The sequence below is a fragment of the Amycolatopsis stemonae genome, from assembly GCF_054781455.1.
Genome location: NZ_BAAGUJ010000013.1, coordinates 190,538 through 204,894, shown reverse-complemented (window position 1 = coordinate 204,894; position 14,357 = coordinate 190,538). Strand labels below are relative to the sequence as shown.

Sequence of the window (14,357 nt, the reverse complement as noted above, 5' to 3'; positions counted from 1 at the left end):
AGCGGGCTGGGGTGACCACGGGAGAGATCCCGGCGGGAACGACGAACGACCTCGGCGGCGGGTGCGGACCCGTGCGCCGGACAGAACCGGGAACCGTCGCCCTCGCGACGGACGGGCTCGAGAGCTATTTGGGAGTGCGGTGGCATGAGCGGTGAGCGGATAGCGATCGTCGGGATCGGACTGCGGTATCCGGACGCCCGTTCGCTGGACGAGCTCTGGGAGAACGTGCTGGCCGGCCGCCGCGCGTTCCGACGGCTGCCCGACGAACGGATGAACCGGGCGGACTACTATTCCCCGGACCCGGCGGCACCGGACCGGTTCTACGCGCAGAAGGCCGCGGTGCTCCGCGACTTCGAGTTCGACCGGGTCGCGTACAAGGTCGCCGGCAGCACCTTCCGGGCCACGGACACCACGCACTGGCTGGCGCTGGACGTCGCCGCCCAGGCGCTGGCCGACGCCGGGTTCCCCGAGGGCGACGGCGCGCCGAGGGAGGCCACCGGCGTCGTCATCGGCAACAGCCTCACCGGCGAGTTCTCGCGGGCGAACATCATGCGGCTGCGCTGGCCGTACGTCCGCCGGACCGTCGCCGCGGCGCTCGGCGAGCGCGGCTGGGGCGACGAGGAGACGGCGACCTTCCTGCGGGAGCTCGAGGTCCAGTACAAGGAGCCGTTCCCGGAGATCAACGAGGACACCCTCGCCGGCGGCCTGGCGAACACCATCGCCGGGCGCGTCTGCAACCACTTCGACTTCGCCGGCGGCGGCTTCACGGTCGACGGAGCCTGCTCGTCCTCGCTGCTTTCCGTGGTGAGCGCCGCGAACTCGCTGGCGCAGGGCGACCTCGACGTCGCCATCGCCGGCGGCGTCGACCTCTCGATCGACCCCTTCGAGGTGATCGGCTTCGCCAAGACCGGCGCCCTCGCCAAGCGCGAGATGAAGGTCTACGACGCCGACTCCAACGGCTTCTGGCCGGGCGAAGGCTCGGGCATGCTCGTCCTGATGCGCGAAAGCGACGCGATCGAGCAGGGCAAGCGCATCTACGCCTCGATCGGCGGCTGGGGCGTGTCCTCGGACGGCAAGGGCGGCATCACCCGGCCGGAGGCGGCCGGGCACCGGCTGGCCCTCAAGCGCGCCTACGACCGCGCCGGCTACGGCGTCGAGACCGTGTCCTACTTCGAAGGCCACGGCACCGGCACCGCGCTCGGCGACGCCACCGAGATCGAGGCCCTGTCCACCGCCCGCCACGACGCCGACCCGCTGGCCGCGCCGGCCGCGCTGTCGACCATCAAGGGCAACATCGGGCACACCAAGGCCGCGGCGGGCGTCGCCGGGTTGATCAAGGCGACGCTCGCCGTGTACCACCAGGTGATCCCGCCCGCGACCGGCCACTTCGAGCCGCACGAGAAGCTCACCGGTGACTCCGCGCGGATGTACGTGCCGCGCGAGGCGCAGCTGTGGCCGGCCGACGCCCCGGTCCGCGCCGGTGTCTCGGCGATGGGCTTCGGCGGGATCAACTCGCACGTCACGGTCACCGAGGCGCCCAACGCCGCGCGCAAGACCGAGCTCGACGAGCGGACGCGGGCGCTGGTCTCCGGCCGCCAGGACGCCGAGCTGCTGCTGCTCGACGCCGACGACGTCGAGGGGCTGCGAGCCCGGATCACCGGCCTGCTGGAGTTCGTGCCGAAGCTGTCGATGGCCGAGCTCACCGACCTCGCCGGGCAGCTGGCGGGCGAGCTCGCCCACCGGCCCGCGCGCGCCGCGGTCGTCGCGACCGGCCCGGAGGAGGCGGAGCGCAAGCTGACCCGCCTGCTCGAGCTGCTGGGCACCGACGGGTCCGTGTTCGCCGCCACCGACGGCATCTTCGCCGGCCACCGCGTCACCGAACCGCGCATCGGCTTCCTGTTCCCGGGCCAGGGTTCGGGGCGCGCGGCCGACGGCGTGCTGCGCCGCCGGTTCACCGGTGCCGACGACGTCTTCCGCGCCGCGGGCCTGCCCACCGGCGCCGACCACGTCGCCACCGAGGTCGCCCAGCCGCGGATCGTCGCCGGCTCGCTGGCCGCGCTGCGCGTGCTCCGCTCGCTCGGCATCGAGGCGCAGACGGCCGCCGGGCACAGCCTCGGCGAGCTGACCGCCCTGCACTGGGGCGGTGCCCTGGACGAGCGCGCGGTGCTGCAGCTGGCCAAGGTCCGCGGCAAGGTGATGGCCGCGACCACCGCGGACGAAGGCGCCATGGCGGGCATCGCCGCGTCGCCGAGCCGCGCGGAGGAGCTTGGCCTGGGCGCCGACGTCGTCATCGCGGGCTACAACGCCCCCGAGCAGACGGTGATCTCCGGCCCGGCCGCGGCCGTGGACCGGGTGATCGCCCGCGCCCACGCCGCCGGCGTCACCGCGACCCGGCTCAAGGTGTCGCACGCGTTCCACTCGCCGCTGGTCGAGCCGGCCGCGACGGCGATGACCGCACCCCTGGCGGAGATCCCGTTCGCCCGCCTGGAGCACGCCGTCGTCTCCACGGTCACCGGTGACGTCCTGCACGCGGCGGAGAACCTGCCCGAGCTGCTGCGCGACCAGATCGTGCTCCCGGTGCGCTTCCGCGAGGCGGCCGCCAAGGTGGCCGAGCGCAGCGACCTGGTGATCGAGGTCGGCCCCGGCCGGGTGCTCTCGGGCCTGTTCGAGGAGATCGCCCCCGGCACGCCGGTGCTGGCCGTCGACACCGACAGCACGACGCTGAGCGCCGTGCTCCGGGTGGCGGGCGCGGCGTTCGCGGCCGGTGCCCAGCTGACGACCGGCCCGCTGTTCGAGGGCCGCGCGGTGCGCGGCCTGCCCGAGGACGGCGTGTTCAACTTCCTCGCCAGCCCCTGCGAGGCGGCGCCGGAGATCGACAGCGAACTCGCCGCGGAACTGGCGGCCGAGAAGGAGCAGGCGGCGTCGGAAGCCGCGGTCGAGGTCGCCGGCGGTGCCAACGCGACGCTCGACCTGCTGCGCAAGCTCGCCGCCGAGCGCGTCGAGCTGCCGCTGGAGACCGTCACCGCGGACACCCACCCGCTCGACGACCTGCACCTGTCGTCCATCACGGTCGGCCAGCTGGTCAACGACGTCACCCGGGCACTGGGCCGGCCCGCGCTGGAGGGCATGCCGAACTTCGCGACGGTCTGCCTCGGTGAGCTCGCCGAGATGATCGACGAGCTGGCCCAGACCGCGAAGCCGGCCGACACCGGCGGCGGCGAGGTCCCGGGCGCCGGCCCGTGGGTCCGGCCGTTCGCGGTCGAGTACGTGCCGGCCCCGCGGCCGGCGGCCGACCTGACGCCGGGCCTCGGCCAGGCGCGCTGGGAGGTCTTCTCGACGCCCGGTCACCCGCTGGCCGCGCCGCTGCGCGCGGCACTGGCCCGCGCGGGCGCCGGCGACGGCGTGCTGCTCTGCCTGCCCGCCGACTGCGACGCGAGCCACGCCGGGCTGTTCCTCGAGGCCGGCCGCGCCGTCATGGCCGCGCCCAACGGCACGCGCTTCGTCGTCGTGCAGCACGGTCTCGGCGCCTCCGGGCTCGCGAAGACCCTGCGGCTCGAGGACCCGTCGGCCCGCACCACGATCGTCGACCTGGCCGACCCGGCGCCGTCGGACCCGGCCGCGGTCAGCGAGGCGGTCAAGATCGTCGTCGCCGAGGTCGCCGGGACCACGGACTTCGCCGAAGTCCGCTACGGCGCCGACGGCGGCCGGACGGTGCCGCGCCTGGTCGCGGTCGCCCCGGCGCCCACCGGCCCGATCCCCGAGTCCCTCGACGCGGGCGACGTCCTGCTCGTCACCGGTGGCGGCAAGGGCATCACCGCGGAAAGCGCGCTGGCGCTGGCCAAGGACTCCGGCGCGAAGCTCGCCCTGCTCGGCCGGAGCGACCCGGCCGACGACAGCGAGCTGGCCGAGAACCTCGGCCGGATGAAGGCCGCGGGCATCGACTACCGCTACGAGCGCGCCGACGTCACCTCGGGCACGCAGGTGGGCGACGCGATCGCCCGGATGCAGGCCGAGCTCGGCCCGGTCACCGCGGTGCTGCACGGCGCGGGGCGCAACGAGCCCGCCGCGTTGTTCAGCCTCACCGAGGACACCTTCCGCAAGACGCTCGCCCCGAAGATCGGCGGTCTCAACGCGGTGCTGGACGCGGTCGACAAGAGCAAGATCAAGCTGCTGGTCACCTTCGGCAGCATCATCGGCCGGGCCGGCCTGCGCGGCGAGGCGCACTACGCCACGGCCAACGACTGGATGACCGAGCTGACCCTGCGCTTCGGCCGCGAGTACCCGCAGGCACGGGCGGTCGCGCTGGAGTGGTCGGTCTGGTCCGGCACCGGCATGGGCGAGAAGCTCGGCGTGGTCAGCGCCCTCAAGCGCGACGGCATCACGCCGATCCCGACCGAGGACGGCATCGCCATCCTCAAGCAGGCACTGGCCGACCCGGCGGTGCCGCCGGTGCTGGTCGTCTGCGGGCGCACCGGCGGGCTGGCCACGCTGCCGATCCAGCGCAAGGAGCTGCCGCTGACCCGGTTCGTCGACCGCGCGGTCGTGCACTACCCGGGGGTCGAGCTGATCACCGAGGCGGACCTGTCCGCCGGCTCGGACCCGTACCTGGCCGACCACCTGCTCGACGGGCAGCTGCTGTTCCCGGCGGTGCTCGGGATGGAGGCGATGACCCAGGTCGCCGCCGCCACCCTCGACCGGACCGGCGCGCCGGTGCTCTCGGACGTCGAGTTCCTGCGCCCGATCATCGTCTCGCCGGGCGGGTCCACCACGATCCGGCTGGCCGCCGTCGCCCGCGACGCCGACACCGTCGACGTGGTGCTGCGCAGCGACGAAACCGGGTTCAGCGCCGACCACTTCAAGGCCAGCCTCAGCTTCGCGCGGCCGGCCGAGATCGGCCCGAAGCAGGTCCGCGACACGGACGTGCCGTCGGTGCCGGTGGAACCGCTGTCCGAGCTCTACGGCACGGTGCTGTTCCAGGGCAAGCGTTTCCAGCGGGTCGTGGGCTACCGGCGGGCGAGCGCCCGGCACGCGGTGGCCGAGATCGCGACCACGGCCGACCACGACTGGTTCGCCCCGTTCCTGCCGCAGCAGCGGCTGCTGGCCGACCCCGGCACGCGGGACGCGATGATGCACGCGATCCAGTGCTGCGTCCCCGACGCGACGCTGCTGCCGCAGGGCATCGAGAAGCTGCACCTGGCCGAGCCCGGCGCCCAGCACCCGGAGTACGTGCTGCTGGACGCAAAGGAACGGCTCCAGGACGGCGACAGCTACGTCTACGACCTCGACGTCCGCAACCCGGACGGCGAGCTGGTGGAGCGCTGGGAAGGCCTGATGCTGCGGGCGGTCCGCAAGACCGACGGGGCCGGGCCGTGGGTGCCCTCGATGCTCAGCTCCTACCTGGAGCGGGCGTGCGAGCGGATGCTCGGCGGCACGCGGTCGGTGGTGCTGGAGCCCGACCCCGCCGGGGCCGAGGCGGGCGGCATCGCCGAACGCCGCGCCCAGACCGCGCTGGCCGCGAGCCGGGCGTTCGACAAGCCGGTCGAGATCCGCTACCGCCCGGACGGCAAGCCGGAGGTCGACGGCGGCGGCGCGATCACGGCGTCGCACAGCTCCCGGCTGACCCTCGTCGTGGCCGGCACCGGACAGGTGACCTGCGACGTCGAGACGGTGCTCGAGCGGACCGAGGAGGACTGGGCCGGGCTGCTCGGCGAGGAGCTGCTCTCGGTCGGCCGGCTGCTGGCCGCCGACGCGGGCGAGCCGGTCGCCGTGGCCAACACCCGGGTGTGGAGCGCCCTGGAATGCGTCCGCAAGACGGGCGCCATGACCGAGTCCCTGACCGTGCGCCGCGTCGAGGCCGACGGCTGGGCCCTGCTGGCCTGCGGGCCGGCGCGGATCGCGACCTGGGCCACGACCGTCAACGACCGGACCGAGCCGGTGGTCTTCGCGGTGCTGCAGGCAGAGGAGAACTGAGCATGTCCGACTACTACGAGATCCGCCACACGGTCGGTTTCGAAGAGACGAACCTGGTGGGCAACGTCTACTACGTGAACTACGTGCGCTGGCAGGGCCGGTGCCGCGAGATGTTCCTGAAGGAGAAGGCCCCGGCGGTGCTCGAGGAGGTCCGCGACGACCTCAAGCTCTTCACCCTCAAGGTGGAGTGCGAGTTCTTCGCCGAGATCACCGCGTTCGACGAGCTGTCCATCCGGCTGCGGCTGGAGGAGCTCACCTCGACGCAGGTCCAGTTCGCCTTCGACTACGTGCACCTGCACCCGGACGGCGAGCGGCTGGTCGCCCGCGGCCGGCAGCGGATCGCCTGCATGCGCGGCCCGAACACGGCCACCGTGCCGTCGCGGGTGCCGGAGCAGCTGCGCGAAGCGCTGGCGCCGTACACGACCACCTCGGTGAACGGCAGGGGAGCGTGACGTGGCCGACGCCGGGGAAACCACCGAACGGGCGGTCCTGAAGCGCCTGCCCACCGCGTCGGGGCGGCGGCACCTGTCCACCCAGACCGGGCTGCGCGAGGTGATGGCGCAGTTCGCGACCGGGGTCACGGTGCTCACCGCGGCCGGCGAGCAGGGCCACGGCATGACGGCCAACGCGTTCTCGTCGGTCTCGCTCGAGCCGCCGATGGTGCTGTGCTGCGTGTCCCGGGCCGCCCGGATGCACGCCGCCATCACCAGCGCCGGCTCGTACGCCGTGAACATCCTCGCGGCCGACCAGCAGGACCTGTCGAAGTACTTCGCCGACTGGCGCCGGCCCGCCGGGATGGCCCAGTTCGACTCCGTGGGCTGGGCCCCGGGCGCGAAGACCGGGGCGCCGCTGCTGACCGGCGCGCTGGCGTGGCTCGAGTGCGAGCTCGCCGAGGCCTACGAAGGCGGTGACCACACGATCTTCCTCGGTCGCGTGGTCACCTCCAGCCGTGGCACCGGCGACAACTCGCTCGTGTTCTACGGCGGCGGCTACCACGAAGTCGACGGTCGCGCCCGCGCGGCCTGACCACCCGACCAGGCAAGGGGAGAGCGATGCTCGTCGCGGTGACCGGGGGCACCGGGTTCCTCGGTGCGCACACCGTGCAGGCGCTGCTGCGGCACGGCCACCGGGTCCGGCTGCTGGCCCGGCGGCCGGACCGGGTGGCGGCCGCGCTGGGCCCGCTCGGGGTGGCGCCGGACGCGGTCGACGTCGTCGCGGGCGACGTCACCGACCCGGCCGCGGCCGCCCGGCTCGTGTCCGGTGTGGACGGTCTGCTGCACGCGGCGGGCGTCTACACCTTCGACCCCCGCCGCCGCGCCGAACTGCGGCGGGTGAACGAGCACGGCACCGAAGTCGTGCTCGCGGCGGCCCGCGACGCCGGGACCGGCCGGATCGTGCACGTGTCGACGGTGGGGACGCTGTACCCGGCCGCGACCGCCAGCATCGGGCCGGACTCGCCGCCCGGCGCGTCGCGTGAGCCCTACCTGGCCTCGAAAACGGCCGCCGAGCGGATCGCCCGCCGGTACGGCGCGGTGCTCACCCGGCCCCCGGGGCTGCTGGGCCCGCACGACCCGCACCTGGGCGACCAGAACGCCCGGTTGCGGGACCTGCTGCGCGGGCTGATGCCGCTGTGGCCGGCGGGCGGGCTGCCGCTCGGCGACGTCCGCGACAACGCGGAACTGCACGCGCGGCTGTTCGACGGCCCGGCCGCGCCCGGCCCGGGCTTCTTCGGCCCCGGCACGTTCGTGTCCACTCGCGACTACCTGGCCACCGTGCGCGCGGTGACCGGCCGCCGGCTCCCCGCGGCGTTCCTCCCGGCCCGTGCGCTGACCTTCGCCGGCCGCGCCGCCGACGTCCTCCAGCGGTGCTGGCCGGGGCGCCTCCCGGTCCAGTACGGCGCGATCCACGTCTGCGCGGTCGCCGTGCCCGTCGCGGCGGGCGTCCCGGACGCGGGCGTGCCCGCGCGGCCGCTGGCGGACACGGTCGCGGACACCGTGCGCTGGCTGGCCGAGACCGGCCGGCTCCCCGCGAGCCGCGCCCGGCGAGCCGTTCTCACGACAGCCCCACCAGCCGGCCCCGCCGGGTCCGGCGCGACCGGAAAGGCACTGCCATGACCGCGCACGAGGAGACCGACGACACCACGCGCCCGGTCCGGGCCGTCCCGGACCCGATCGCCGCGGCACCCGAGCCGGTGCCGGCGATCACCCGGCCGATGCCCCGGCTGGGCCGCGGGATCGTGTGGAGCACCATCGTCGCCGAGATCGAGCAGGAGAACCTCGAGCGTCTCGGCCGGCTGCGGGACGCCGCGTGAGCGGTCCGTCCGACGCCGGCGCCCAGCCGCTCGACGACGCCGAAGTGGTGCCCCTGCCCGACGGTGAACGCCGCGGGCAGGGGCACCACCGGCGGTCGGTGCCCACCGGCGACGCCCAGGTCATCTCCCTGCACCCGGCCACTGAGCCGGAGCCGGGGATGCCGTTGCTGCGCAAGCGCCGCGACGAGCTGGCGGCGCACGTGGCCGAGGGCCGGATGGACGCCGTGCGGCGGCAGCACTCCCTCGGCAAGTTCACCGCGCGCGAGCGGCTCGCGCTGCTGCTCGACGACGACTCCTTCACCGAGATCGAGCCCTACCGGCGGCACCAGGCCCGCGGGCTCGGGCTCGAGGAGAACCGCCCCTACACCGACGGTGTGGTGGCGGGCTCCGGCACGATCGACGGGCGCCGGGTGTTCGTCTACGCCCAGGACTTCACCGTGTTCGGCGGGTCGCTGGGCGAGGCGCACGCGGCGAAGATCCACAAGGTGCTGGACCTGGCGGTGGCCACCGGGTCCCCGGTGATCGCCCTCAACGACAGCGGCGGCGCGCGCATCCAGGAAGGCGTGATGGCGCTCAACGGCTACGGCGGCATCTTCCGCCGCCAGGTCGAGGCGTCCGGGGTGATCCCGCAGATCAGCGTCATCCTGGGGCCGTGCGCCGGCGGTGCGGCGTATTCGCCGGCCCTGGCCGACTTCACGTTCATGGTGCGCGACACCGGCTGGATGTTCCTGACCGGCCCGGACGTCGTCGAGGCGGTGACCGGGCGGCGCGTGAGCCACGACGAGCTGGGCGGCGCGGACACCCACGGCCGCCACTCCGGCGTCGCCACGGTGGTGCACGACGACGAGGAGAGCTGCCTCGCCGACGTCCGGTACCTGGTGTCGCTGCTGCCGCGCAACTACCTCGAGCAGCCCCCGGCGACCCGCGAGACCGGGGCGACGGCGGACTGGCGGCCGCGGCTGGCCGAGCTCGTCCCGGCGGAGCCCAACCGGCCTTACGACATGCGGGACGTGTTCACAGAGGTCGCCGACGACGGCGAGTTCTTCGCCCTGCACGAAGCCTGGGCGCCGAACGTGCTGTGCGCGCTGGCCCGGGTCGACGGCCGCGTGGTCGGGCTCGTCGGCAACCAGCCGTGCGTGCTGGCCGGCGTGCTGGACGGGCCGGCGTCCCAGAAGGCGGCGCGGTTCGTCCGGTTCTGCGACGCGTTCGGCATCCCGCTGGTGACGCTCGTCGACGTGCCGGGGTTCCTGCCCGGCGTGGACGAGGAGCGCAGCGGGATCATCCGGCAGGGCGCGCAGCTGCTGCACGCCTACTGCGAAGCGACGGTGCCCCGGATCCAGGTCATCCTGCGCAAGGCCTACGGCGGCGCGTACATCGTGATGGACTCCCGGTCCATCGGCTGCGACCTTTCGCTGGCCTGGCCGACGAACCAGATCGCGGTGATGGGCGCCGAAGGGGCGGTGAACGTGCTGTTCCGCCGCGAGCTGGCGGCGGCCCCGGACCCGGCGGCGTTGCGCGCCCGGCTGGTCGCCGAGTACGTGGCGGAGTACCTGAACCCCCAGTACGCGGCGGAGCGCGGCCTGGTCGACGACGTGATCGACCCCGCGGACACCCGTGCGGCGATCGCCCGCGGGCTGGCCATGCTGCAGGACAAGCGCAAGCCCGGCCCCCAGCGCAAGCACGGCAACCACCCCGTCTGAGGAACCGGGAGGACCCGATGGCCGCACCCGAACCCGCCCACCCCCACCTGAGGGTGGTCCGAGGCCGGCCGGACGACGCCGACCTGGCGGCGGTGGTCACGGCGTTGCTGGCCGTCTCCGCCGCGGCGGGTCCGGCGTCGCCGGCGCCGGCCCGCTCGGCGTGGGCCGCCCCGGCGGCGCGCCGGGACGCCCCGCGGACGGCGGGCCCGGACGCCTGGCGGCTGTCCGGTCTGCCGCTCTGACGTCGCGCAACGCAAAGCCGTGAAGGCCTCAAGGGGCCTTCACGGCTTTTTTGCGCGCTGTTCGTCAGGCGGCTTCGCCCAGCTCGAAGGCGTCGTAGGCGTCGAACTCCTCGCTGTCCCAGGCCGGGAGCCGGCGGCCGTCCACCGGACGGGTCCTCTCGCTCACCCGATCGGTCCGGATCGGGGCGGGGCCGGCGAATCCGGGCGTGGCTTCGGTGAAGATCTCCTGAGAGCGCTCGGTCATCGTGCACCTCGGTGGTCGTGGCGGGCTCCTGCCCGTCCAGTGCACCGCGGTGGGTCGCCGTCGTGCGTCTCGCCCGCTGCGGACCGGGTGCTTCGATCGGGCCGTCAGCCGGGCGCGACGGGACCTCGACCGCCCGGGCGCACCATGGACAGCGGGCACGAGCGAGACGGAGGTAGCGCGATGACCGTTCCCATCACCCGGAATGACCGCGAGCTGATCGAAGAGGCGCTGGGCGTCCCCGCACCCCGCACCGCTCCCGAGGCGGTGCCCGCCGCGCCGGCCGAGGCGCCCGCCCAGCGCGAGTACCTCACCGAAACGATCGTCCTGGGCTACAACTGATTCCGGCCGTGAGGCCGCAAGATCCGAGATGCCACGACGGGCCGCGAACAGCCAGACTGGAAGCTGTTTCGCTCTCGGTTCGTCGCGCTCGGTAGGGAGGCCAGCGGATGGCTATGCACCTCCGGCTCGCGGAAGGTGTCGAGCTGCTCGACGAATGGGCCGAGTCCGCGACCCAAGCCGAGCGGAATGTTCTTTACGAGGCCTTGTTCGCCATCGGCGACGGTTCCGTATTCCTCATTTACGACGTTTTCGGCGACCCTGATGACATTTCCAATTTCATCGTCATGGTGAAAGCCGACCTGATGGTGAAGATCAACGTCCAGCGGGCCGAATCGTCGTTCGACGTCCTCTACGTCGGCACCCTCGCCGACGACGCGACGGCGAACGCGGCCGAGATCGCGGCCGAGCTCGCCGCCGACGCCGTGGTCGAAGCCGACGTCGAAGAGGCCTGACTCCGCCGCGTCGCGCAGTCCCCGTTGCCCCGAACGGCCGAATTCGCCGTGCGCGTGCGGCCGTGCCCGCGTGTACGTATGGCCGCTGAGATGTGCATTCGTCATCTTGACAGTCTCTCCGGCCGTGTGGAATTCTCTGGCGTGTTCGCAGTTCATGGGGGCTCTCGGGGGTAAATAAAGGAGGCTGCGCGATGTCGTCACCGGAATTCGCGGGATTGGATGTTTCCGGCCGGGTGCGGGCCCGGGACATCCAGATGGCGGGGGTCGCCGACGTCCGGCGCCGCGTGCTGATGATCTCCGGCGCGATCGACACGTCCGACCACGACGTCTCGGTCACGGTCAACCTGCCGGAGCCGGGGCGCTGGCAGATCATCAAGTCCGAGACGAACCTGACCGACCAGACCTGGGTCGCGATGCAGGTCGTGATGGACGACGAGTCGACCTTCGTCAACGACCCGGAAACCCTCGTCATGTCCCGGCAGTTCTCGAAGTCGTTCATGACGCCCGACCAGCGGCGGCTGACCTTCTACGGCGGCGAGGTCCGCCCGGGCGAGGCCGTGCTCAAGGTGTACGAGATGGAGACCAGCGCGCGCAAGCCGGCGTACTCCTACTCGCGGTACAGCCCGATCGCGACCGACAGCATGGAGCAGTCCCAGCAGACGCTGGAGGAGCTCGTCCAGAACGGGATGGCGCGGCGGCCGATGGTCGAGCTCATCGTCCCGGTCACCGTGATCGGCTGACCCGGTGGCGACCGGACGCCGGGGGACCCGGTGACCACCTTCGTCCCGGGGCCGCACCTGCTGGAGTCGCCCCGGGGCCGGGACTGGCCGCGGCTGCCCGCCGCGCCCGCGCCGGGGCGGGACCCGGTGCCGCCGTCGCGGGCCGACGTCGTCGTCGTGGGCGCGGGCCCGGCCGGGCTGGCCGTGGCGTCGGCCCTGTGGCACCACGGCGTGCACGACGTCGTCGTGCTCGACCGCGCCGGCGTGCCGTGCCGCCGCTTCTTCGACCGGATCGACCTGCTCGGCCAGCGCGTGCTGCGCTCGCCGTACGAGCACCACCCCGGCGTCGAGGGCTACCGCGACTGCGAGTTGCTGGACTTCGCCCGGCTGCACTGGTCGCGGCTGACGCCCGTCGAGCGCCGGGAGGTCCGGATGGCGCAGGCCGGGCACCGCTCGGTCGTGCCGGTGGACGTCTTCGAGGCCTACTGCGACCACCTCGTCGCCACCCACGACGTGGGCGGGCGGACCTGGCGGGCCACGGTCCGCGACGTCCTGCCGGGGACGTCCGAGGTCACCGTGCGGACCGACCGGGGCAGCGTCACCGCGCGGCACGTCGTCCTGTGCCCCGGTGAGGAGCGCCGCGAGGCGCCGCGCGAGTGGTGGGGCGGCGGCGCCGCGCCCCCGGGGGTGGCGTACTGGGACGAGCGGCTGCCGTCGGCGGGCGAGCGCCAGGTGGTCGTGGGTGCGGGGCTGACCTCGGCGCACCTGATCTCGAACGCCCTGGCGGCCGGCCGAGAGGTGCACTGGGTGATCCGGGAGCCGGGCGAGCGCTACCAGTGCGCGGACGTCAACTCGAAGTTCTTCCGGCCCGAGGGCCGGGCCCGGATCGGCCACGTCGGCTGGGACGACCGCCTGGGGCTGCTGGCGCAGTTCCGGCGGGCGTCGATCATGTTCGAGTTCCGGCCGCTGCTGGAGCGCGCCGAAGCCGAGGGCCGCCTGGTGGTGCACCGCGGCGAGGCGGTCACCGGGGTGGGCGCCGCGACCGGGGGCACGGCCGTGGTGCGGCTGGCCGGCGGGCAGCGGGTGGGCGGCGACTGCGTGGTGCTCGCGCTGGGCACGACGCCGGAGACCGGCCGTGGGCTGCTGCCCGAGGAGGTCGTCGGCGAACGCGACGGCTGGCCGTCGCTCGACGAGCGCACGCTCGCCTACACCCACGCGCCGCGGGTGTCGGTGGTCGGCGCGGCCGCGGGCATGGTGCTCGGCCCGGCGTCCCGCAACATCGACGGCCACCGCGTCGCCACCGCCCGCGTCGCCGACGCGATCGCCCGGGGGGTGCGCGGCGGGACGCTCGCCACCGCGCCGGTCCGGGCCGAGGTGGGTGCGGGTGTCTGAGCAGGAGCCGTACGACTCGCGCTTCACCCTGCCCGACGTCGACGCGTGGCCCGAGACCGAGGTCGGGGTGATCCTGCTGGGCCTGGAGCCGGCCCGGCTGGTCGCCGGGCTCGGGTTCGCCACCCTCGCGGACGACCCGGCGCTGGTCACCCAGGCCGTCGACCAGGCCCGGCACGGCGTCTTCGCCGCCGATCTGGCCGGCCTGACCGAGGCGGGCCTGGCCCGGTGGCGGACGCTGCGGCCGGCGCTCGAGGCCGTGCCGGGGCGCCCGGCCGCGGGCGCGTTGCGGCAGGAGTGGGCGAACTCGGCCGACCTCGTGGCGGTCGCGGTGCCGGGCACCGGGCCCGCCGCGCTGGCGTACCTGACGGCCTGCTGGATCCGCCGCGACGAAATCGACCGGCTCGCCGACCGAAAGGAACCCGATGTCCTACCTGAAGTCGCTCCCGGCTGAAACGACGCTGCTCCAGGTGTTCCAGGCCTATCCCGAACCGGCGCGGCACCTGCTCGCCTTCCACGAAACGCTGTTGCGCGGCGAATCGCCGTTCACCGTGGGGGAGCGGGAAATGATCGCCGCCTACGTTTCGGGCGTGAACAGCTGCGACTACTGCCACGGCATCCACACCGTGACAGCCGAGGCGTTCGGCGTGCCGGCAGGCGTGCTGACGGCGGCGGTGGCGGACCTGGAAACGGCGCCCGTGGACGACAAGCTGAAGCCGGTGCTGGCCTACGTGGGCAAGCTGACGCGCTCGCCGTCGAGGATGACCGACGCCGACGCCGAGGCGGTGTTCGCGGCGGGCTGGGACGAGCAGGCACTGCACGACGCCGTGCTCGTCTGCGCGTTGTTCAACTTCATGAACCGGATGGTCGAAGGCCTCGGGATCGAGGCCGACGCGGCGTACACGGCGACCTCCGGCGAGCGGCTGGCCGAAGGCGGCTACGCCGGGCTTTCGGGTCACCTGGCCGGCTGAGGGAGGCCACCGCCCGGGCG

General features: G+C 73.9%; 14 protein-coding genes. 13 read left to right on the top strand and 1 reads right to left on the bottom strand.

Annotated elements, in window-relative coordinates; genetic code table 11:
* Positions 1-144: 144 nt before the first annotated feature.
* The 7 genes from ACYVLJ_RS36655 to ACYVLJ_RS36625 all read left to right on the top strand — a co-directional run bounded on the left by ACYVLJ_RS36655 (position 145) and on the right by ACYVLJ_RS36625 (position 10,223).
* Positions 145-5,970 (top strand): type I polyketide synthase, encoded by a 5,826-nt coding sequence (locus tag ACYVLJ_RS36655; protein ID WP_460442115.1) that lies wholly within the window; start codon positions 145-147, stop codon positions 5,968-5,970.
* Positions 5,971-5,972: 2 nt separating this feature from the next.
* Positions 5,973-6,422 carry an acyl-CoA thioesterase gene (locus ACYVLJ_RS36650; RefSeq protein ID WP_451987656.1) on the top strand — a complete coding sequence of 150 codons (450 nt, stop codon included), beginning with the start codon at positions 5,973-5,975 and terminating at the stop codon, positions 6,420-6,422.
* Position 6,423: 1 nt separating this feature from the next.
* The gene (locus ACYVLJ_RS36645; RefSeq protein ID WP_451987658.1) at positions 6,424-6,996 is read left to right on the top strand and encodes a flavin reductase family protein; all 573 of its coding nucleotides are present in this window, start codon (positions 6,424-6,426) and stop codon (positions 6,994-6,996) included.
* A 26-nt stretch (positions 6,997-7,022) separates the two neighbouring features.
* Positions 7,023-8,084 (top strand): Rossmann-fold NAD(P)-binding domain-containing protein, encoded by a 1,062-nt coding sequence (locus ACYVLJ_RS36640; RefSeq protein ID WP_460442114.1) that lies wholly within the window; start codon positions 7,023-7,025, stop codon positions 8,082-8,084.
* Positions 8,081-8,281, top strand: coding sequence for a DUF6222 family protein (locus tag ACYVLJ_RS36635; RefSeq protein WP_451987662.1), 201 nt, complete (start codon positions 8,081-8,083; stop codon positions 8,279-8,281). Before ACYVLJ_RS36640 ends, ACYVLJ_RS36635 begins: the two co-directional genes overlap by 4 nt.
* Before the next feature lie 158 nt (positions 8,282-8,439).
* Positions 8,440-9,981 carry an acyl-CoA carboxylase subunit beta gene (locus ACYVLJ_RS36630; RefSeq protein WP_460442140.1) on the top strand — a complete coding sequence of 514 codons (1,542 nt, stop codon included), beginning with the start codon at positions 8,440-8,442 and terminating at the stop codon, positions 9,979-9,981.
* Positions 9,982-9,998: 17 nt separating this feature from the next.
* Entirely contained in the window at positions 9,999-10,223 is a 225-nt protein-coding gene (locus ACYVLJ_RS36625) for an acyl-CoA carboxylase epsilon subunit (protein ID WP_460442113.1), read from the top strand.
* A gap of 64 nt (positions 10,224-10,287) precedes the next feature.
* Here the strand turns inward: ACYVLJ_RS36625 and ACYVLJ_RS36620 are convergent, their stop codons facing one another.
* Positions 10,288-10,467 carry a hypothetical protein gene (locus ACYVLJ_RS36620; protein WP_451987666.1) on the bottom strand — a complete coding sequence of 60 codons (180 nt, stop codon included), beginning with the start codon at positions 10,465-10,467 and terminating at the stop codon, positions 10,288-10,290.
* Between the two features lie 180 nt (positions 10,468-10,647).
* On the opposite strand from ACYVLJ_RS36620, the gene ACYVLJ_RS36615 reads away from it, so the two are divergent.
* The 6 genes from ACYVLJ_RS36615 (at position 10,648) to ACYVLJ_RS36590 (ending at position 14,337) form a co-directional block, all read left to right on the top strand.
* The gene (locus ACYVLJ_RS36615; RefSeq protein WP_460442112.1) at positions 10,648-10,806 is read left to right on the top strand and encodes a hypothetical protein; all 159 of its coding nucleotides are present in this window, start codon (positions 10,648-10,650) and stop codon (positions 10,804-10,806) included.
* Between the two features lie 107 nt (positions 10,807-10,913).
* On the top strand, positions 10,914-11,258 hold the full coding sequence (locus tag ACYVLJ_RS36610; protein ID WP_451987670.1) for a DUF6235 family protein: 345 nt from the start codon (positions 10,914-10,916) through the stop codon (positions 11,256-11,258).
* 254 nt (positions 11,259-11,512) lie between these two features.
* Positions 11,513-11,998, top strand: coding sequence for a DUF6423 family protein (locus tag ACYVLJ_RS36605; RefSeq protein ID WP_352252739.1), 486 nt, complete (start codon positions 11,513-11,515; stop codon positions 11,996-11,998).
* 30 nt (positions 11,999-12,028) lie between these two features.
* Complete coding sequence (locus tag ACYVLJ_RS36600; RefSeq protein WP_460442111.1) at positions 12,029-13,369, top strand: NAD(P)/FAD-dependent oxidoreductase; 1,341 nt, start codon at positions 12,029-12,031, stop codon at positions 13,367-13,369.
* A complete protein-coding gene (locus ACYVLJ_RS36595) occupies positions 13,362-13,820 on the top strand; it encodes a DUF6187 family protein (RefSeq protein ID WP_451987674.1) in 459 nt (152 codons plus the stop codon). The genes ACYVLJ_RS36600 and ACYVLJ_RS36595 overlap by 8 nt, the downstream gene beginning before the upstream one ends.
* Positions 13,792-14,337 (top strand): carboxymuconolactone decarboxylase family protein, encoded by a 546-nt coding sequence (locus ACYVLJ_RS36590; protein WP_460442110.1) that lies wholly within the window; start codon positions 13,792-13,794, stop codon positions 14,335-14,337. The genes ACYVLJ_RS36595 and ACYVLJ_RS36590 overlap by 29 nt, the downstream gene beginning before the upstream one ends.
* The last annotated feature ends 20 nt before the right edge of the window (positions 14,338-14,357 follow it).